Genomic DNA, 19,368 nt, shown 5'->3' with positions numbered 1-19,368 from the left:
AGAACCGCGGATATCGCGAGCGGTTCGGAGTGGCGCAACGGTTCCGGAGCTGCGGCGGCGGCTTCCCGAAACGGAATTACCCGGGTACGCCAGCCCGGGGAGGAGTCACGCCATGTTTTTTGTCGACACCCTGGAGTTCGAGGGGCTGGGCAACCGTAGCTATCTGGCAGGGGGTCGGAGAGCTGCGGTCGTGGTCGATCCGCCGCGGGACGTCGATCAGGTGATCCCCCTCGCCGCGCGGCGAGGGGTGCGCATCGCCTACGTGGCGGAGACGCACGTGCACAACGACTACGTCACCGGCGGGCTGGAACTGGCCCGCCTCACCGGCGCCCGCTACCTCGTCCCGGTCGGGGCCCGCGTCTCCTTCCCTCGCGTTCCTATCGCGGACGGGGACGTGTCCGAGGTGGACGAGTACCTGGTGCTGCGCGCGATAGCCACCCCGGGCCACACCCCGCACCACACCTCGTACGTCCTGGAGGAGGAGGGAAGCCCGGTGGCTGCTTTCACGGGCGGCTCGCTGCTGATCGGCTCCGTGGGACGACCGGACCTGGTGGACCCGCGGCTGACCGAGCAACTGGCCCGTGCCCAGCACGCCTCCGTCCACCGGTTGGCGGCGACGCTCGACGACGAGGTGCCGGTGCTGCCCACGCACGGTTTCGGCAGCTTCTGCTCCTCCTCTCAGGCCGAGGGCGATGCGAGCACGATCGGCCAGGAACGCGCCGGCAACGACGCTTTCACCCTGGATGTCGACGACTTCGTGAAGCGGGTCCTGGCCGGGCTGGAGGACGTGCCCGCCTACTACACGCACATGGGGCCGGCCAACGCCGCCGGCCCCGCGCCCGTCGACCTGACCCCGCCCGAGACCGCCGACGCCGCACAGATCGCCGAGCGGCTGGAGGCGGGCGAGTGGGTGGCGGACCTGCGCAACCGGGTCGCCTTCGCCGACGGCCATGTGGCCGGATCGCTCAACTTCGAGGGCAGCGGAAAGCTGGCTACCCACCTGGCCTGGCTGATCCCGTGGGGCAAGCCGGTCACCCTGCTCGGCGACACCCCGGCGCAGATCGCCGACGCGCAGCGGGAGCTGACCCGGGTCGGCATCGACCGTCCGGCCGCCGCCGCCACCGGGGATCCAGCCACCTGGGTCCGTCAGGGAGAACGGCTCGCCTTCTTCCCCCGCGCCGGCTTCGCCGGCCTCGCCGATGCACACATGCGCGGCGAGGACATGGTGGTGCTGGATGTGCGACGGGACTCCGAACGCGTGAACGGCTTCATCGAGGACTCCGTGCACATTCCGCTCCACGAACTGCGCGGCCGGGTCGGCGACGTGCCGGACGGCACGGTGTGGGTGCACTGCGCCGGCGGCATGCGCGCGGCGATCGCCGCATCCCTCCTGGACGCGGCCGGACGACAGGTCGTCGCCATCGATGACAGCTTCGAGGCGGCCGCCGACGCGGGCCTGAGCCTCACCCGGTCATGAATCCCTTGCTCCACCCGCACAGAAGGCACGTGATGTTCCTCTACCGCCAGGCTCTTGGCTGCCTCGGCCCCGTACAGGCCCACCCCCGGGTCACCGGGACCGGAATGCCGTCGGCCGACGACAGCGGACACAGTGGGCGAATAGCGTGACCGCCCTGATCCTGGCCCTGATTGCAGGAGCCGTCGTCGGCCTGGTGCTCGGCGCCCTCGGCGGCGGCAGCAGCGTCCTGGCGGTGCCCGCCCTGATCTACCTGCTCGGCTTCACCCCCGCCTCAGCCACCACCGCCAGCCTGATCATCGTCACCGCCACGTCTCCGACCGCCCTGTACGCGCACGCCCGGGCCGGGCGGGTGCGGTGGAAGGCCGGAGCGGCATTGGCAGCCGCCGGGATTCTTCCGGCGGCTGTCGCTGGGGCCGCCTCCGCCCACGTGCCTCAAGCCGTCCTCACCCTCGCCTTCGCCGCCATAGCCGCCCTCTCCGCCAGCAAAATGCTCCGGCCCGCTGCCACCGCCCGCCCCAAAGACGGCGGTGTACGGCCGGGGAAGGCAGCCGGGGCCGGTGCCGCACTCGGCACGCTGACCGGACTGCTCGGTGTGGGCGGCGGCTTTCTCGCCGTCCCCGCCCTGGTCACCGTCCTGGCCTTCGAGATGGAGGCCGCAGTCGGCACCAGCCTGCTGGTCATCACGGCCAACTCGCCGGCTTCCCTGGCCACTCGCTCCGGCGCCGCCGCCTCGCTCGACTGGGCGCTGATCGGCCCGTTCATCGGAACCGCGATCCTGGGCGCCTGGGACGGCAAGCGCATAGCCGCGAAGGTCTCCGCGCCCCACTTGCAGCGCATCTTCGCCGTGGTCCTGCTGGCCGTGGCCGCCTTCATGCTCGCCGACGCCGTGACGTGACAGCAGCCCAGACCGGCGACAACTTTTCCAGGCGGGCCCGCATCCGCCCGGTATCCCCGGCCGCCAACCCGCCTTCCTCTCCGGTTGGCCTCCTGCGTGACGAACTTCTCGGCACCGGATCTCGCCGCCCCAGGCCGTTCGGACCGGCGGTAGTCGGAGTACGACCGAGATGCGGGTCATAGGGGGCAATGCGTTGATCTTGAAGCCCTGGGAGCCCTTCTGCCTGGGCTCGTGAGGCTATTTGCTGTGGCCGTGTAGTGGATCGTCTGGGTGCCAAGGTGCGCCGGACCGCGGGCGAAGGGCGTCGGCGGTTAGCTGTAGTGCGTACACCGACTGTTTCGGTTCCGGGGACGGGGCAGAGGGAGGCGTGGCCGGTCACGTGGCACCAGGCGGGCAGGTCGAGCGGGGCGGCACCGCTCGGTGGCGATGACGTGGACGACGGTGCCCGGCTCGGCGTTGTGGATCTGTTTGTGCAGACGGAGCAGGAGGCTGATGCAGAGCAGGCCGGTGCCATCGACGATGATGTCCGCCCTCGGCACGGATGCCGCGGTCACCGGGAAGGGTCTGGGTGACGCGCCACAGCCAGGCGGGGCACGAGATCCTCGCCTGGCTCGCAGCACACGACCTGGAGGTCGGGGACTGGCTCAGTGACGCGTGACCTACTGCTGTCCCGGAAGCGGCTGCCAACCCGTACGCGGGGCCCTGCAATCCGGGGGCGCGCGTACGGGTTCCTGCCGTTTGGCACCCAGGATTCCTGGAACCCGCGTGCCTTCCGTTGCGGGAGCCGAAAGAGTGTCCACACGCGATTTGTCGGACCATGGCCTCATTTTCGGGCTACCGTCGGACACGCCGTGTGGCCCGCGATCAGCCCGAGGAGCAATCCTGTGTCATCGCCCTGTGACCCCCAGTACGCTCCCGCCGGCGACGTGGGTGCTGCGCTCATGGTGATCGACTCCCGGCTCAAAGCCATCTACGACGGCAAGGCCGAGACCGACCCCGAACAGCAGCAGCTGAGCGACCAATTCGCCGCGTCACTCGGCCCCGACGAGGCCAAGGACATGCTGGACGGTGCATGCACGCTCATCTACATGTTCATGCAGTGGCTGCGGATGGCCTACGAGGACCACGACAGGGACGTCATCGAGTACGTCGTGCCCAGCTTCGTGGCCTCGATGCGCATGATGCGCAAGAGCATCTGTCCCGAGGTCATCCCCACCATGACCGGCCTGGTCGTCGCGGCCGGCACCGGCCTGAGCCCCAACCTGTGGCGCAAGCAGTTCGGCGACTGGACCGAGGACGAGATGAATCCCCTGGAAGCCACGGCCTTGCTGCTCGCGGAGCACATCAACAGGATCACTGACGACCGTGACTTCGCCACCCGCATGATCGGCGAAGCCTTGTCCAGCTCTCCAGAGGCGTAGAGGTGAGGTGGCCGAAGGCCGGCTACCAGAGGCTGAGCGGTCGGCCTTCTGTCCCGACGCGCTCGGTGGGCAACGCCGCGGCGAGCCGGTGGGGTTGCGGATACTGGGGCGTATGACGATCGGGCCGGGCAGGGCGAGCTGCCGGGTTGTTCCGCCGAGGAAGGGGAACGACCCGCTGCCGCCGCTGAAAAGCACCGGCTCTTCCCGCCGAAGCGCCGGCCTCGTCGAGGCGCACCGCGCCCGGACGGCATGAGCGATGACGAGCCCATGCCCGATCGGATCGGGCCCGGAGAGGCCAGCACTGGGGCCTTTGGTGAGATGAACCAGCGCCGCTGGTGGCAGCGCTGCTGTGATTGCCCGTGGCAGTCCCACTGGGCGACTCACGGCTCCATCCGCGGCAGGCTGTTGCGGCGTTGTCGGCGCGGGGCCTCGGACGCGCCCCGGCGACTCGGACACCGTCCCCCGTACGAGTGACGTGGTGAGCACGGCCGTCGCGTTGTCCACCCCGCCCCTACTGTCCTGCCGAGGCCGACGTGGGAACGGCCCCGTAGCCGCCCGGAGGAACCATGCTCGTGACCACCCCCTCGTACGCCGATGGCGGAACCTCCGACGGGCTCGCGGCGATCCCTCCGGCACGCTCTGCGGGTCCCGCACCGGGCGGACGGCTCGGAGCGGCGGCCCGTGACCGCGCGGACAGCCTCGGCATCGCCGATGTCCCCTGGACCTCGGCCGCGGAGGACGGGGAACTCGTGTACCGGTTCGGAGCGGCGTTGCGCCGGCGGCGGGAGACATCGGTCGGGTATCCGGTCAATCTCGATCTCGACTACCGCGAGTTCGGCGGTCTGCTGGACGTCTTGTGGAACACCGTGGGAGACCCCGGGCCCGGCGATCCGTCACGGCCCGACCGCCAGCCGTTCGAGCGCCACGTGGTGCGCTTCCTCTGCCGTCTGGCGGGAGGTGATCCGGCCCGTACGTACGGCTATGTCACCAGTGGCGGGACCGAGGGCAACCTCTTCGGCGCGCACGTCGGCCGGCAACGCCTTCCGCAGGCGCCTCTCTACCACAGTGCGGCGGCACACCACACGGTCGCCAGGGCCGCCGCGTTGCTGCGTATGGAGGCGGTTGCCGTTCCCACGCGGCGGGACGGGAGCATGGACGTGCGGGCGCTGCGGGACGCCTGCGCGCGGCGTGCCGGGCGGGGAGCGGTCGTGGTCGCCACCATCGGCACCACGATGCTCGGAGCCATCGATGACCTGCCCGCGGTGCGCGCGGCGACCGCGCCCGCGGGGGAGTGCCATCTGCACGTCGACGGGGCGCTGGGCGCCCTCGTGGCCGCCTTCGCCCCCAACCCGCCCGCATGGGGCTTCGACGCGGGCGCCGACACCCTCACCATCAGCGGGCACAAACTGATCGGCGTGCCCATGCCCTGCGGTGTCGTCCTGGCCCGCGACCATCTGGTGCCGTCCCCCGGTACGGCGGGCGAGTACCTCGGCGCCAGTGACGCCACCCTCGCCTGCTCGCGCAACGCGCTCGCGGCCGTGTTCCTGTGGTACGCCCTCCGACGGCTGGGGCGCGATGGGCTCGCGGCCCGCGTCGCCCGCTGCCTGTCCGTCGCCGCCTACGCCGAACGCCGTATCGCCGCTCTCGGCAGGCGCAGCCTGCGCAACCCCGCCTCGCTCACCGTGGTCTTCGACCGGCCGGCTCCCCACGTGTGCCGCCGGTGGCATCTGGCCGTCGAGGGACACCTGGCACACCTCGTCGCCATGCCCCACGTCACCCATGAGACCGTCGACCGCCTCCTCGACGACCTGGCGTGAACGGCCGGGCGAAGACACGGTCAGCGCGAGCAGCAACCTGAGTTGCGCGGCTTCAGCAAAGGCGCAGCGTGCGCCCCGGCCGGATCTCGGGTGGGTCGTTTCTGTGCGTGCTGCGGTGTGCAACCGGGCGGGGCCGGTGTCGAGGCCCGGCCCCGGCTGCGTGGGAAGGGAGTCCGGCAGGGGACCTGGGTTTGGATGACGCCGTGCCGGTTTCCGCTGGTCGGCGTGGCGGCACGTGGGTCCGCTGCGGTCGGCGACGAGGTGGTGCCGCTGCCCGTACGGTCGTGGTCGACCGGCGGGAGCAAGGCGGTGCACGCCGGCGCACTTTGCGTGGGCACGAGCGCCCCAAGGGGCGCCCGCACGCTCTGCCGGTGGCCACGGGCGGCGGAAATGATGAGCGCACCGCACATGAACCAGGCGATCCGCACCCCTGTCCTCGGTCAGGTGGACATGCGGCGGAAGGAGCCCATGGTGTTGCTTCTCATCTCCCCGGACAGCGTCGAGGAGGCCCTCGTCTGTGCGAAGGCCGCGGAGCACCTCGACATCGTCGACGTCAAGAAGCCCGACGAGGGCTCGCTCGGCGCCAACTTCCCCTGGGTCATCAGAGAGATCCGCGACGCGGTCCCGGCGGACAAACCGGTGTCGGCCACCGTGGGAGACGTCCCGTACAAGCCCGGCACGGTGGCCCAGGCCGCGCTCGGCGCGGTCGTCTCCGGCGCCACGTACATCAAGGTCGGCCTTTACGGGTGTACGACGCCCGATCAGGGCATCGAGGTCATGCGCGCGGTCGTCCGGGCGGTGAAGGACCACCGCCCCGACGCGCTCGTCGTCGCCTCCGGTTACGCCGACGCCCACCGCGTCGGCTGCGTCAACCCGCTCGCCGTGCCCGACATCGCCGCCCGCTCCGGCGCCGACGCGGCCATGCTCGACACCGCCATCAAGGACGGGACGCGGCTGTTCGACCACGTTCCGCCGGACGTCTGTGCCGAGTTCGTCCGGCTGGCCCACGCGTCCGGTCTGCTCGCCGCCCTCGCGGGCAGTGTCAAACAGACCGACCTCGGTCCGCTGACCCGCATCGGCACGGACATCGTGGGCGTGCGCGGAGCGGTCTGCGAGGGCGGCGACCGCAACGCCGGAAGGATTCAGCCGCATCTGGTGGCCGCCTTCCGGGCGGAGATGGACCGGCAAGCACGGGAGCACGCGGCCGGCGCCCCGGCCGTGAACTGACCAGCGGCATGCCGACATCTGAGCCCGACCGCGTCCCCGGACGCCGGGCCGCGTGTTTCGCCGTCGTCGACCCGGCCACTGGGGAGACCTTCGACGAAGCCCCCGACCAGCAGCCGGACGAGTTGGACGCCGTGGTCGACCGGGCCCACCGGGCCTGGCACGACTGGCGTGCCGACCCCGCCGCGCGCGCCACCGCATTGCGCGGGGCGGCCGATGCCGTGGAGACGGCCGGCGACGACCTCGCCAGGTTGCTCACCCGGGAACAGGGCAAGCCCTTGGCCGAGTCGTACGCGGAGATCGCCCGTACGGCGGCCCGCCTGCGCTACTTCGCCGGCCTGGCCCCCAGAACCCGGCAGATCACCGATGGCCGTCCCGTGCACAGCGAGATCCGCTGGAGGCCCCTCGGACCCGTCGCCGCGATCGTGCCGTGGAACTTTCCCCTCCAGCTCGCGGCGGCGAAGTTGGCGCCCGCGCTCGCGGCGGGCAACACCATGGTCCTCAAACCGTCCCCGTTCACCCCCTTCGCCACCCGGCTGCTCGGCGCCGTCCTCGCCACCGCCCTGCCCGAGGACGTGCTGACCGTCGTCACCGGCCGCGAACCCCTCGGCGCCCGCCTCGCCTCCCACCCGGGCATCCGCCACGTCACCTTCACCGGCTCGGTGCCCACCGGGCGCGCCGTCGCCGAAGCGGCGGCGGCCTCGCTCGCCCGGGTCACCCTGGAACTGGGTGGCAACGACGCCGCCGTCCTGCTGGACGACGTCGAGGTGGACGGAATCGCGGACCGGCTGTTCTGGGCCGCGTTCCGCAACTGCGGGCAGGTCTGTATGGCGGTCAAACGCGTCTACGCCCCGGTCCGGCTCCACGCCGAGGTCGTCGAAGCCCTCGCCCAGCGCGCCAAGTCCGTCGCCGTCGGAGCCGGCCTCGACCCGAACACCCGGCTGGGCCCCGTCAACAATGCCCCCCAACTGGCCCGGGTCGAGCAGGTCGTGAAGCAGGCCCTGGCCGATGGAGCCCGGGCGGCGGCCGGTGGCCACCGGCTGGACGGGCCGGGCTACTTCTTCGCTCCCACCATCCTCACCGACGTCCCGCCCGGCAGCCCGGTGGTGACCGAGGAGCAATTCGGACCGGTCCTGCCGGTGCTGCCGTACCGGAGCCTCGACGAAGCCGTCGACGCGGCCAACGGCACCGGTTTCGGACTGGGCGGCTCGGTATGGGGCACCGATCTCGACCGGGCCGGGGCGGTGGCCGACCGGCTCGAATGCGGCACGGCCTGGATCAACCACCATGCCGAACTGTCCCTTGCCCAGCCCTTCGCGGGCGTCAAGAACAGCGGTGTCGGCGTCGCGGGCGGACCGTGGGGGCTCTACGGCAACCTCCGGCCCTTCGTCGTCCACCGTCCGCAGGAGGCATGACCATGAGGTTCCAGGCGGCCGTACTGCGCTCGTACGACGACCCGTTCGCGGTCGAGGAGGTGACCTTGTGCACGGAACCCGCCGACGGCGAGATCCTGGTCGAGATCGCGGGCTGCGGGATGTGCAGGACCGATCTCGCGGTCCGGCGATCGGCCGGCCGCAGCCCGCTGCCGGCGGTGCTCGGCCACGAGGGGGCCGGGGTCGTAGTGCGGACGGGCGGCGGCCCGGACACCGCGATCGGCGTCGGCGACCACGTCGTGCTGAGCTTCGACTCCTGCGGGCACTGCCGCAACTGCCGCGGCGCGGCCCCCGCCTACTGCGACTCCTTCACCTCCCTGAACCTCTTCGGCGGACGCAAGGAGGACGCGCCGTGGCTCACCGACGCGACCGGGGAAGCGCTGGCCCCCCGGTGGTTCGGCCAGTCCTCGTTCGCCGAGTATGCGCTCGTCCCGGCCCGCAACGCCGTCCGGGTCGACCCCGCCCTGCCCGTCGAACTGCTCGGGCCGCTCGGCTGCGGCTTCCTCACCGGCGCCGGAGCCGTGCTGCACGCCTTCGGCGCCGGCCCCGGTGACACCCTCGTGGTCTTCGGCGCGGGAGCGGTGGGCCTGGCCGCGGTGATGGCGGCCACCGCCGCCGGGGCGCCGACCGTGGCTGTCGACCGGCATCCCGGGCGGCTGGCCCTGGCCGAACGGTTCGGCGCGATCCCGCTGCTCGCCGGAACGACTGGACTGCCCGACCAGATCCGGCGGCTGACTGACGGTGGCGCGCAGTACGCGCTGGACACCACGGCCTCGTCCCCGCTCATCAACGATGCCCTCCGGGCACTGCGCCCCACCGGCAGCCTCGGCCTGGTGGCACGGCTCCACACCGCACTGCCGCTCGAACCGGGCACTCTGGACCGAGGCCGCACCATCCGCCACATCTGCGAAGGGGATGCCGTACCCGCACTGCTGATACCCCGGCTGATCGGGCTGTGGCAGGCCGGACGCTTCCCCTTCGACCAGCTGATCCGCACCTACCCGCTGGCCGACATCAACCAGGCCGAACGCGACTGCGACGCGGGCCGCGTGGTCAAACCCGTCCTGCTTCCGGAGGGAAGAAGCCGATGAGCGAGGCATGCAGCACCGCGGACGCACCGCATACGACAAGCAGGCACCTCACGATCCCCCATTCCGCCAACGGAGGAAACATGGTCGGCACGGCGCCCCGGCAGACGGACGTGGAAGGCGTGGACGCGGGCGTGGGTCTGACCGCCCTCCTGGTCGCCGCGGCACGGGCGATCGAGACCCACCGCTACGACAGCCTGGCCAGGGACGTCTACGCGGAACACTTCGTGCGCGCCGCCCCGGCGTGCGCGGACTGGCCGGTGCGCATCGAGCAGGCCCCGGACGGGGACGGCAACCCGCTGTGGGGGCGGTTCGCCCGTTACTTCGGCCTGCGGACCAGGGTCCTCGACGACTTCCTCCTCCGATCGGTCGGTACGGGCGCCCGCCAAGTGGTGCTGCTGGGCGCGGGGTTGGACACCCGCGCCTTCCGGCTGGAGTGGCCGTCCGGCTGCGTGGTCCACGAGATCGACAGGGCGGGCGTGCTGGCGTTCAAGCACCGAGTGCTCACGGACCTGTCGGCCACCCCGAAGGTGAAGCGCGTCCCCGTGCCGGTCGACCTGCGCGCAGACTGGGTCACCGCGCTGACCACCGCCGGCTTCGACCCGGACGCACCGAGCGTCTGGCTGGCCGAGGGACTGCTCTTCTACCTGCCGGGCCCCACCGAGACGTACCTCATCGACACGGTGGACCGGCTGACCACCGGAGGCAGCGCACTGGCCTTCGAGGCGAAGCTGGAGAAGGACCTGCTGGAGTACCGCGACAGCGCGATCTACACGGCCACGCGAGAACAGATCGGCATCGACCTGCTCCACCTCTTCGACAAGGGGCCACGCCCCGACTCCGCCGGCGACCTGACGGCCAAGGGCTGGTCCACCTCGGTGCACACCCCCTTCGACTTCACCCACCGGCACGGACGCGGCCCCCTCCCCGAGCCGAACGACGCGCTGGAGGGCAACCGCTGGGTGTTCGCGCACAAGCCCCGGACATGACGTCCGCAGCGCCCGCGACGATGTCGGCACGGCCGCCTCGACGGGCTGCCCGACGAGCCCAAGGCCCGGGGTGTCGCGCACCATCACCGGGAGGGTGACGCGGCCCCGACGTGCTCAGGCTCGTGCCTTCCGGCACCGGAGACCTTCGTGGAACTCGGGGGTCGGGTGAGATCGCGGATCGTCGTTGGGGCGGACGGTCCGGGTTGCGGATACTGGGGCGTATGCGTATCGACTTCGATCCTGAGACCGTCGGCCGGAACCCCTTCTACAAGCTGCTGACCTCGGTCGTCGTGCCCCGGCCGATCGCTTGGGTGTCCACCATCAACCCGGACACGCTGGCACCGAACCTCGCCCCGCATTCCTTCTTCACCGTCGCCTGCGTCTCACCGCCCGTCGTGCAGTTCACCTCCGTCGGGCGGAAGGACTCGCTGCGCAATGTGGAGGAGACCGGGGAGTTCGTGGTGAACCTCGCGTCGGAGCGGATGTTCGAGACGATCAATGGGACGGCGACGGACTTTCCACGGGGGGTGAGCGAGTTCGAGGCGGTGGGGGTGGCGCGGGAGGACAGTGTGCGGGTGAGGCCGCCGCGGGTGGCCGAGTCGCCGGTGGCGTTGGAGTGCGAGCTGCACAGCACGGTGCTGCTGGGGGACTCGACCGTGGTGTTCGGGCGGGTGGTGCATGCCGCCGTCGATGCCGGGGTGATGGTCGACGGGCATCCGGAGGTGGGCAGGCTGCGGCCGCTGGCGCGGTTGGGGAAGAACGAGTGGGGGACGGTCGGCGAGGTGCTGGAGATCGAGCGGGTCCGGTACGCGGACTGGGCGGGGGAGAAGGGGGCGGGGGAGGGCGCGTCGTGATCGATGTGGTGGCGTTCGACGTCGGCTCCACCCTGGTGCGGGAGGACCGCTACTGGGCCTCGTGGGCCGACTGGCTCGGGGTGCCCCGGCATACGCTGTCCGCCCTGGTGGGGGCCGTGGTCGCGCAGGGGCGGGAGGACGGAGACGCGATCCGGCTGGCCAGGCCGGGGGTGGATGTCGCCGCGGAGCGGCGGGCGTGGGATGCGGCGGGGCGCCGGGAGTGGCTGGAGGAGCGCGATCTGTATCCGGACGTGCGGCCCGCGCTCGGGGCGCTGCGTGCGCTGGGGGTGCGGGTCGTGGTGGCCGGGAACCAGCCGGTGCGCACGGGGGAGCTGCTGCGCGGGCTGGAGCTGCCGGTGGACGCCGTCGCGACGTCCGGGGAGTGGGGGGTGGCCAAGCCCGATGCGGGGTTCTTCGAGCGGGTCGTGGAGCTGGGCGGGGCCCCGCCGGACCGGACGGTGTACGTGGGCGACCATCCGGCGTTCGACATCCGGGCGGCGCGGGCCGCGGGGCTGCGGGCCGCGCATGTCCGCCGGGGGCCCTGGGGCCATCTGTGGGCTGCCGGTGATGATGCGGCGCGGGCGGACTGGCGGGTTTCGGGGCTGGGGGAGCTGGTCGAGGCCCTCCGCGACGGGAGGGGATGAGGCACGGCTCAGGGGGGAGGTCGTACGGAGTGTGATGTATTCACACCCCGTGTGATGAGAGTGCTTGCATATATCTATCACACACCCTCCCGCTGCGCGCCGCGTGGCGGTTGACTCTTCGCATACCGCTCAGGGGGCGCCAGACCTGAGCGAAGGGGCCGCCGGACCTCCTCCCTCCTCGGCCGGCGGCCCATCTCTCCTTCTCACGTGCTGCGCGTGGTGGAGGTCAGCCCGCCGACTCGGCCGCGTGGGCGCTCAGCACGCCCATGCCGATCAGGGCGAACAGTGCCAGGCCCAGCAGGATCCGGTAGATCACGAACGGCATGAAGCTCTTGCTGGAGATGAATTTCATGAACCAGGCGATGACGGCATAACCGACGACGAAGGCGATGACGGTCGCGAAGATCGTCGGACCCCACTCGGTGTGCCCCTCGGACGCGTCCTTCAGCTCGAAGACCCCGGAGGCCAGCACGGCCGGGACGGCGAGGAGGAAGGAGTAGCGGGCCGCGGCCTCGCGGGTGTAGCCCATGAGCAGACCACCGCTGATGGTCGCGCCGGACCGGGAGACACCGGGGACGAGCGCCATCGCCTGGCATATGCCGTAGATGAGTCCGTCCCGGACGCTCAGCTCCTGCAGCGACTTGCGCTGCTTGGCGACGCGGTGCTTGCCGCCCGTCTCATCGCGCGCGGCCCGCCGGTCCGCGTAGCCGAGCACGATGCCCATGACGATGAGGGTGGTGGCGATGAGCCGCAGATCGCGGAACGGGCCCTCGATCGCGTCCTGCAGGGTGAGGCCGAGCACGCCGATCGGGATCGATCCGACGATCACCAGCCAGCCCATCTGGGCATCGTGGTCGCCGCGCCACTCCTTGTTGAACAGGGAGCGGAACCAGGCGCTGACGATCCGGGCTATGTCCTTGCGGAAGTAGATGAGCACCGCCAGCTCGGTGCCTATCTGGGTGATCGCGGTGAAGGCTGGGCCAGGGTCGCTCCAGCCCGCGAAGGCGGCCGTGAGGCGCAGATGGGCGCTGGAGGAGATCGGAAGAAACTCGGTCAGCCCCTGGACCAGCCCGAGGATGAAAGATTCAAACCACGACATTGCGTCTACGCTATCCAAAGGCTGATCATGCGCTGTTCCGGGGTATGCCGGGACAAGCGGGGCGGCCGAGGGGAAGGCCGGCCGCCGGGGACCGGCAACCGGTTGTGGTGGCAGCGTAGCGTCCCCGGGCGGACGGCCTGCCAAGGGCCCGGCCCGAAGGCCGGTTTACCCATATGGACAGGGGTACTCGGCGGTCTTTCGGAGTGTGTTCGGAATGCGATCACCGAACGCCGCCCAGCAGCCGCCGAGGAGCCACATGACCACCACCGGGCCGGACGCGCCACGGCCATCCCGGGACGGGGACGCCGCGATCGTCACCACCAAGGTTCCGGCGCGGCTGGACCGGCTCCCCTGGTCCGGCTGGCACTGGATGGTCGTCATCGGCCTGGGCACCGTATGGATCCTGGACGGCCTGGAAGTGACGGTCGTCGGCAACATCGCCAGCCGCCTCTCCGAGCCCGGCAGCGGGCTGCCCATCACCGACGCCCAGGTGACGGGCATGGCGGCGGCGCTCTATGTCGCCGGGGCCTGCACCGGGGCGCTGGTCTTCGGCTGGCTCACCGACCGGTACGGCCGCAAGAAACTCTTCCTCGTCACGCTCGGCGTCTACCTCGCCGCCACCGCGCTGACCGCCGTGTCCTTCTCCGTCTGGTGGTTCTTCCTCTTCCGCTTCCTCACCGGCTTCGGCATCGGCGGGGAGTACGCGGCCATCAACTCCGCGATCGACGAGCTGATTCCCAGCCGCTACCGGGGCCGCGTCGACATCGTCATCAACGGGAGCTTCTGGCTCGGCGCCGTGGGCGGTGCCCTGTTGTCCGTCCTGATGCTCAACACCCGCTTCTTCCCGGCGGACATCGGCTGGCGGCTCACCTTCGCGCTCGGCGTCGTCCTCGGGCTCGTGATCCTCCTGGTGCGCCGCCATGTCCCCGAAAGCCCGCGCTGGATGTTCATCCACGGCCGGTCGGAGGGCGCCGAGGAGCTGGTCCGGGAGGTCGAGCGGCGGGTCGAGGAGGAACGGGGCGTCACGCTGCCCGAACCGTCCGAGGACATCACCATCAGGACCCGGAAGAGCACCGGGTTCGTGGACATCGCCCGTACGCTCTTCCGCAAGTACCCCAAGCGCGCCGTGCTGGGCCTGGCCCTCTTCATCGGGCAGGCGTTTCTGTACAACGCCATCACCTTCGGCTTCGGTTCGATCCTGGTGACGTTCTTCGGGGTGCCCAGCGGCGACACCGGCTACTACTTCGCCGTCATCGCCGCCGGCAACTTCATCGGGCCGCTGCTGCTCTCCCGGCTCTTCGACACTCTCGGGCGGAGGACGATGATCGCGGGGACGTATGTCCTCTCCGGTGCGCTGCTGTTCGTCACCGCCTGGATGTTCGGCCGGGGCTGGCTCAACGCGGCGACCATGACGGGCTGCTGGTGCGTGGTCCTCTTCTTCGCCTCGGCGGGCGCGAGTTCCGCGTATCTGACGGCCAGCGAGGTCTTCCCGATGGAGACGCGCGCCCTGGCCATCGCCTTCTTCTACGCCATCGGCACGGCGGCCGGCGGGATCAGCGGCCCGCTGATCTTCGCCGAGCTGACGCGGAGCGGGGTCGTCGGGGACACGGTCCTGGCCTTCTGCATCGGGGCGTCGCTGATGGTCGTGGCCGGGGTGGTGGCAGCCTTCCTGGCCGTACCGGCGGAACAGCGCCCGCTGGAGGACGTCGCCGAGCCGCTGTCCGCGCGCGCCGCGGCGAAACCGCACTGAGCCGTCCCTGAGCGGTACGGGCCGCCCCGTCCCGCTCTCAGGCGCCCCGTAGCCTGCCGCGCTTGCGCCAGGCCATGACGAGCCCGGCGAGGGCGGGTACGGCGATACAGGTCAGCGCGATCAGGAAGACGGGCGAGGTGGGCGTGGCCGCGTGGCCGCCCGCCACCACGTACGCCGCCGTGTTCGGCACACAGCCGAGCCCTGTCGCCAGCAGGAACGCGGGCCAGCCCATCCGCGAGATCGCCGCGCAGTAGTTCGCGGCGGCGAACGGTACGCCCGGGAAGAGCCGGATCGCCAGCATGGAGCGGAAACCGTGCCGGCTCAGCTGCCGGTCGGCCGCGCCCAGCCAGCGGCCCCGCAGCAGCGGGCGCAGCGCGTCCTGCCCCAGCAGTCTGCCCAGGCCGAAGGAGATCCCGGCGCCGAGCACCGTACCGGCGACGGCCGCGGCGAGACCGGCCTGGGCGCCGAGCAGCACACCGGCCGCCAGGTTCAGCAGCGGCCTGGGCATCAGCGCGGCGGTGCACAGCCCGTACGCGGCCGCGAACAGCACCACGGCCGCCGCCCCCGACAGCTGGGGCGGCCAGCCGTCGGCCAGCAGCCGCTGCGGCTGCCACACCCACACCGCGGTCGCGGAACCGGCCAGCAGCGCGACGAGCAGCCCCAGCCGTGACCACGGCGAGAACAGCACGGCGCGGGTGCGGCGCACGGCCGTTTTCGGGGAGGGGGCGGCGACATCGAGCATCGGGGGAGCGTAACCGACCGGGCCGGGGGAACGCTGTGATGTCGTTCGCTCGTCGGCTGGTTGTCGCCCCGTTGATACATGGGCCGGTCCGGACGACCGCCTCCCGGGCGCCAGGGGTTCACCGGTATCACACCGGCCCCGGGCGCCCCGAAAACCATTCGACGGGGACCGAACGGTACGCAATGATCACGGCATGTTCCGGTATGCCTTCCTCGTGATGCCGTCCGCGGTCGCGGACGCGCCGAAGGCTGCCGCCCTCTTCTCCGACGCCCTCTTCGACGGCGCCCGAAGCTGACCCTCCTCGGACCACTCCGACGGACCCCGCCAGGGGAGGGTCGGCCGGGCACCGGGGTCCGCGCTTCCCTTGTCGTTCCGAGGAGGAACAGCCCGCATGTCCGCCACGTCCAAGCTGCCCAAGGTGTCCAAGCCGGCCTACGTGCGCACCAAGCCGCATCTGAACATCGGCACCATGGGGCACGTCGACCACGGCAAGACCACGCTCACCGCCGCCATCACCAAGGTCCTCAGCGAGCGCGGCCCCGGCGGCACCTATGTGCCGTTCGACCGCATCGACCGGGCGCCGGAGGAGGCCGCGCGCGGCATCACCATCAACATCGCGCACGTCGAGTACGAGACCGACACCCGGCACTACGCGCACGTCGACATGCCCGGCCACGCCGACTTCATCAAGAACATGGTGACCGGCGCGGCCCAGCTCGACGGCGCCATCCTCGTCGTCTCGGCGCTCGACGGCGTCATGCCGCAGACCGCCGAACACGTGCTGCTCGCCCGCCAGGTGGGGGTCGACCACATCGTCGTCGCCCTCAACAAGGCCGACGCGGGCGACCCCGAACTCACCGACCTGGTCGAGCTGGAGGTGCGCGAGCTGCTGTCCACGCACGGCTACCCCGGCGAGGCCACGCCCGTGGTACGGGTCTCCGGGCTGCGCGCGCTGGAGGGCGACCCGCGCTGGAGCGGTGCGATCGAGGCGCTGCTCGACGCCGTCGACATCTACGTACCCACCCCGGTGCGCTACACCGACGCCCCGTTCCTGCTGCCGGTGGAGAACACGCTGACCATCACCGGCCGTGGCACCGTGGTCACCGGCGCCGTCGAGCGTGGCACGGTGCGCGTCGGCGACCGCGTCGAGGTGCTGGGCGCGGACGTGACGACGGTCGTCACCGGCGTCGAGACCTTCGGCAAACCCATGGAGTCCGCCGAGGCGGGCGACAGCGTGGCGCTGCTGCTGCGCGGGGTGGCCCGGGACGCGGTGCGCCGCGGCCAGGTGGTCGCGGCGCCCGGCAGCGTCGTGCCCCGGCGGCGCTTCACCGCGCGCGTGTACGTGCTGTCGGCGGCCGAGGGCGGCCGCCGCACCCCCGTGGTCACCGGCTACCGGCCGCAGTTCTACCTGCGTACGGCCGATGTGGCCGGCGAGGTGGACCTCGGGGCCGCCGGGGTGGCCCGCCCCGGCGACACCGTCACCCTGACGGTGGAGCTGGGCCGCGCGGTGCCGCTGGAGCCGGGGCTCGGCTTCGCGATCCGCGAGGGCGGCCGCACGGTGGGCGCGGGCACGGTCCTCACCGTGCCCGACCAGCCGTAGGGCCCGTGCTCCCGCCCGCCCGGCCCCGCCGGGGAGAGCGGGAGCCGTGACCTGCCGGGGAACGGCACAATGGGACGGTGAACGAGCCGATACCCGTGACCCGGGCCGTGGACCACGGCACCGCCAAGCTGATGCCGGACCTGGACCGCCCGCGCGCCTGGCTGCTCACGGTGGACGGCGCACCCCAGTCGTACGTCGACCTGGACGACCCCGGTCACCTGGAGTTCGAGTACGCGCGCCGGCTCGCCCATGTCCTCGACGGGACCGGCGGGCCCGGCGCGCCGCTGGACGCCCTGCACCTGGGCGGCGGGGCGCTGACCCTGCCCCGCTATCTGGCCGCCACCCGGCCCGGCTCCCGGCAGCAGGTGATCGAGGCCGACGGCGGACTGCTGGAACTGGTCGCCGAGCGGCTGCCGCTGCCGCCGGGCGGCGCGGGCATCACGGTGCGCCGGGCGGACGCCCGCGCCGCGCTGGAGGCCGCGCCGCAGGCGTCCGCCGATGTCATCGTGGCCGATGTGTTCGGCGGCTCCCGGGTGCCCGCGCATCTGACCTCCGTCGCGTACGCGCGCGCCGCGGCCCGGGTGCTGCGCCCCGGCGGCGTCTACGCGGCCAACCTCGCCGACAGCGCGCCGTTCACCTTCCTCCGCTCCCAGCTGGCCACGTTCCGCGCCGTGTTCGCGCACCTGTGCCTGATCGCGGAGCCCGCGGTGCTGCGCGGCCGCCGGTTCGGGAACGCGGTGCTGGTGGCCTCGCAGGGCGAACTGCCGGTCGGGGTGCTGGCGCGGCGTACCGCGGCCGACGCGTTTCCGGCGCGGGTGGAGCACGGGGCGGCGCTGGATCGGTTCACGGGCGACGCGGTGCCGGTGCGGGACGAGGACGCGGTGCCCTCGCCCGAGCCGCCGGGCGGGGCGTTCAGCGTCGGGTGACGGCAGGGGCCACGTCCGCAGCGGCCGGCCGGGGGTGCCGTAGGGCACGTGAGGAGCGCCCCTCAGAGCTTTTCCGGCGCCGCCGTCCGTTCGGTGGCGGGCATTCCCTCGGCGACCGGGGCCGGTTGGCGGCGCGGCAGCCGCCGTACGTCCGGTACGCACAGCACCGCCAGGGTCAGCAGCAGGATCAGCGTCGAGCAGCCCCACAGCGCGGCGGACCGCCCGAAGGCGCTCTCGGCGGGGCCCGCGAGGGCGGTGGCGAGGGGGACCAGGGCCATGGAGCCGATCGCGTCGTACGCCGCCACCCGGGACAGCTTGTCCTCGGGGATCTCCTGGTGCAGGGCGGTCATCCAGGACACCCCGAACACCTCGACCGACGCTCCGGCGACGAACATCACCGCCCACAGCGCTGGTACGGACAGCGGGACGGCGAGCGCGGCCGACGGCAGGGCGAGGGGCAGCACGCACAGGATGCCCGGGAGCAGCAGGCGGCGCGGTCTCCAGCGGGTCATCGTCAGCCCGCCGACGACGGTGCCCACGCCGAACGCCGCGAGCGCGAACCCCCAGGGCCGCGCCCCGCCCAGCTGCTCCTCGGAGACCAGCGGCCCGTACACCGCCTCGGCCGCGGCCACCACGGCGTTGACGACCGAGAACTGCAGCACGATGGTCCACAGCCAGGGCCGCCCCGTGAACTCCCGCCAGCCCTCGCGCAGATCGCGCAGCATGCCGCCGTCGGATGCGCGCGGTGCGATGTGGCTGACGTCGAGCAGGGTGCGCAGCGCCCCGGCGGCGGCGAAGGCGGCGGCGTCGACGGCCAGCACCCAGCCCGGGCCGGCGACCGCCACCAGGGCGCCGCCCAGCGCGGCACCGCCGATCTGCGCGCCGTTGATGCCCATCCGGAACAACGCGAAGGCGCGGGCGGACTGTTCGGCGGTGACGCTGGAGAGCAGCATGCCCTCGGCGGCGGGGCTGAAGAACGCCTGCCCGGTGCCGCTGAGCGCGGCGAGCACGGCCATCTGCCACAGCCGCGCCTCGCCGGTGAGCACGAGCACCGCGAAGACGCCCTGCGAGGCGCAGTTGAGGGCGTTGGCCGCGACCATCACCCGGTGCCGCGGCAGCCGGTCCGCCAACGCGCCGCCGATCAGCAGGAAGGCGACGAGCGGGACGGTACGGGCCGCGGCGACCAGCCCGACGTCGCCGCCGTCCCCGCCCGCGTCCAGCACCGCGAACGCCGCCGCGATGAGGGCCCCGGAGTTTCCGAGGCCCGTCACCATCGCGGCGGCGGTCAGCAGGGTGTAGTTGCGGCCCGCCCAGGCGGGGCGGTGCGGTCGGGGACGCGGGGCCGGGGGAGTGGTCACGCAGCCGAACTATCCCGGGGGCGGGCCCCGGCGTTCAACCCCATTCCGGCC

Annotated in this window: 16 protein-coding genes; 13 read left to right on the top strand and 3 right to left on the bottom strand. The window is 72.1% G+C overall.

Going from position 1 to position 19,368, the window contains the following annotated elements:
* Positions 1–112 precede the first annotated feature (112 nt).
* The 10 genes from ABZ562_RS31465 (at position 113) to ABZ562_RS31420 (ending at position 11,842) form a co-directional block, all read left to right on the top strand.
* A complete protein-coding gene (locus tag ABZ562_RS31465) occupies positions 113–1,477 on the top strand; it encodes an MBL fold metallo-hydrolase (protein ID WP_361486068.1) in 1,365 nt (454 codons plus the stop codon).
* Positions 1,478–1,622: 145 nt separating this feature from the next.
* Positions 1,623–2,372: a sulfite exporter TauE/SafE family protein gene (locus ABZ562_RS31460; RefSeq protein WP_361486065.1), complete on the top strand. Its 750-nt coding sequence runs from the start codon at positions 1,623–1,625 to the stop codon at positions 2,370–2,372.
* 884 nt (positions 2,373–3,256) lie between these two features.
* A complete protein-coding gene (locus ABZ562_RS31455) occupies positions 3,257–3,793 on the top strand; it encodes a hypothetical protein (RefSeq protein WP_361486063.1) in 537 nt (178 codons plus the stop codon).
* A gap of 566 nt (positions 3,794–4,359) precedes the next feature.
* Positions 4,360–5,610: a histidine decarboxylase gene (locus ABZ562_RS31450; RefSeq protein ID WP_361486061.1), complete on the top strand. Its 1,251-nt coding sequence runs from the start codon at positions 4,360–4,362 to the stop codon at positions 5,608–5,610.
* A 471-nt stretch (positions 5,611–6,081) separates the two neighbouring features.
* Positions 6,082–6,837, top strand: a complete 756-nt coding sequence (locus tag ABZ562_RS31445) for a (5-formylfuran-3-yl)methyl phosphate synthase (protein WP_361486101.1) — start codon at positions 6,082–6,084, stop codon at positions 6,835–6,837.
* A gap of 8 nt (positions 6,838–6,845) precedes the next feature.
* A complete protein-coding gene (locus ABZ562_RS31440; protein WP_361486058.1) occupies positions 6,846–8,249 on the top strand; it encodes an aldehyde dehydrogenase family protein in 1,404 nt (467 codons plus the stop codon).
* A 2-nt stretch (positions 8,250–8,251) separates the two neighbouring features.
* The gene (locus tag ABZ562_RS31435; RefSeq protein WP_361486098.1) at positions 8,252–9,358 is read left to right on the top strand and encodes an NAD(P)-dependent alcohol dehydrogenase; all 1,107 of its coding nucleotides are present in this window, start codon (positions 8,252–8,254) and stop codon (positions 9,356–9,358) included.
* A gap of 80 nt (positions 9,359–9,438) precedes the next feature.
* Positions 9,439–10,344: a class I SAM-dependent methyltransferase gene (locus ABZ562_RS31430; protein WP_361486055.1), complete on the top strand. Its 906-nt coding sequence runs from the start codon at positions 9,439–9,441 to the stop codon at positions 10,342–10,344.
* Between the two features lie 221 nt (positions 10,345–10,565).
* Positions 10,566–11,198, top strand: coding sequence for a flavin reductase family protein (locus ABZ562_RS31425; protein WP_361486052.1), 633 nt, complete (start codon positions 10,566–10,568; stop codon positions 11,196–11,198).
* Positions 11,195–11,842, top strand: a complete 648-nt coding sequence (locus tag ABZ562_RS31420; RefSeq protein ID WP_361486049.1) for an HAD-IA family hydrolase — start codon at positions 11,195–11,197, stop codon at positions 11,840–11,842. The genes ABZ562_RS31425 and ABZ562_RS31420 overlap by 4 nt, the downstream gene beginning before the upstream one ends.
* A gap of 226 nt (positions 11,843–12,068) precedes the next feature.
* Here the strand turns inward: ABZ562_RS31420 and ABZ562_RS31415 are convergent, their stop codons facing one another.
* Positions 12,069–12,941 carry an undecaprenyl-diphosphate phosphatase gene (locus tag ABZ562_RS31415; RefSeq protein ID WP_361486047.1) on the bottom strand — a complete coding sequence of 291 codons (873 nt, stop codon included), beginning with the start codon at positions 12,939–12,941 and terminating at the stop codon, positions 12,069–12,071.
* A 256-nt stretch (positions 12,942–13,197) separates the two neighbouring features.
* Between ABZ562_RS31415 and ABZ562_RS31410 the strand changes: the two genes are divergently transcribed.
* Positions 13,198–14,691 carry an MFS transporter gene (locus ABZ562_RS31410; protein ID WP_361486044.1) on the top strand — a complete coding sequence of 498 codons (1,494 nt, stop codon included), beginning with the start codon at positions 13,198–13,200 and terminating at the stop codon, positions 14,689–14,691.
* Positions 14,692–14,728: 37 nt separating this feature from the next.
* On the opposite strand, the gene ABZ562_RS31405 is transcribed toward ABZ562_RS31410, so the two are convergent.
* Positions 14,729–15,433 (bottom strand): VTT domain-containing protein, encoded by a 705-nt coding sequence (locus ABZ562_RS31405; protein ID WP_361486041.1) that lies wholly within the window; start codon positions 15,431–15,433, stop codon positions 14,729–14,731.
* A gap of 418 nt (positions 15,434–15,851) precedes the next feature.
* On the opposite strand from ABZ562_RS31405, the gene tuf reads away from it, so the two are divergent.
* Positions 15,852–17,033, top strand: coding sequence for an elongation factor Tu (tuf, locus tag ABZ562_RS31400; protein WP_361486095.1), 1,182 nt, complete (start codon positions 15,852–15,854; stop codon positions 17,031–17,033).
* Between the two features lie 77 nt (positions 17,034–17,110).
* Complete coding sequence (locus ABZ562_RS31395) at positions 17,111–17,959, top strand: fused MFS/spermidine synthase (RefSeq protein WP_361486039.1); 849 nt, start codon at positions 17,111–17,113, stop codon at positions 17,957–17,959.
* A 62-nt stretch (positions 17,960–18,021) separates the two neighbouring features.
* Here ABZ562_RS31395 and ABZ562_RS31390 read toward each other — a convergent pair whose 3' ends face one another.
* Positions 18,022–19,317, bottom strand: a complete 1,296-nt coding sequence (locus ABZ562_RS31390; RefSeq protein ID WP_361486036.1) for an MFS transporter — start codon at positions 19,315–19,317, stop codon at positions 18,022–18,024.
* Positions 19,318–19,368 lie beyond the last annotated feature (51 nt).

The sequence above is a fragment of the Streptomyces sp. NPDC019937 genome (genome assembly GCF_040631655.1).
Taxonomy (GTDB): Bacteria; Actinomycetota; Actinomycetes; order Streptomycetales; family Streptomycetaceae; genus Streptomyces.
Note: the sequence above shows the minus strand (reverse complement) of the source record. Positions and strands in the feature narration are given on the sequence as shown.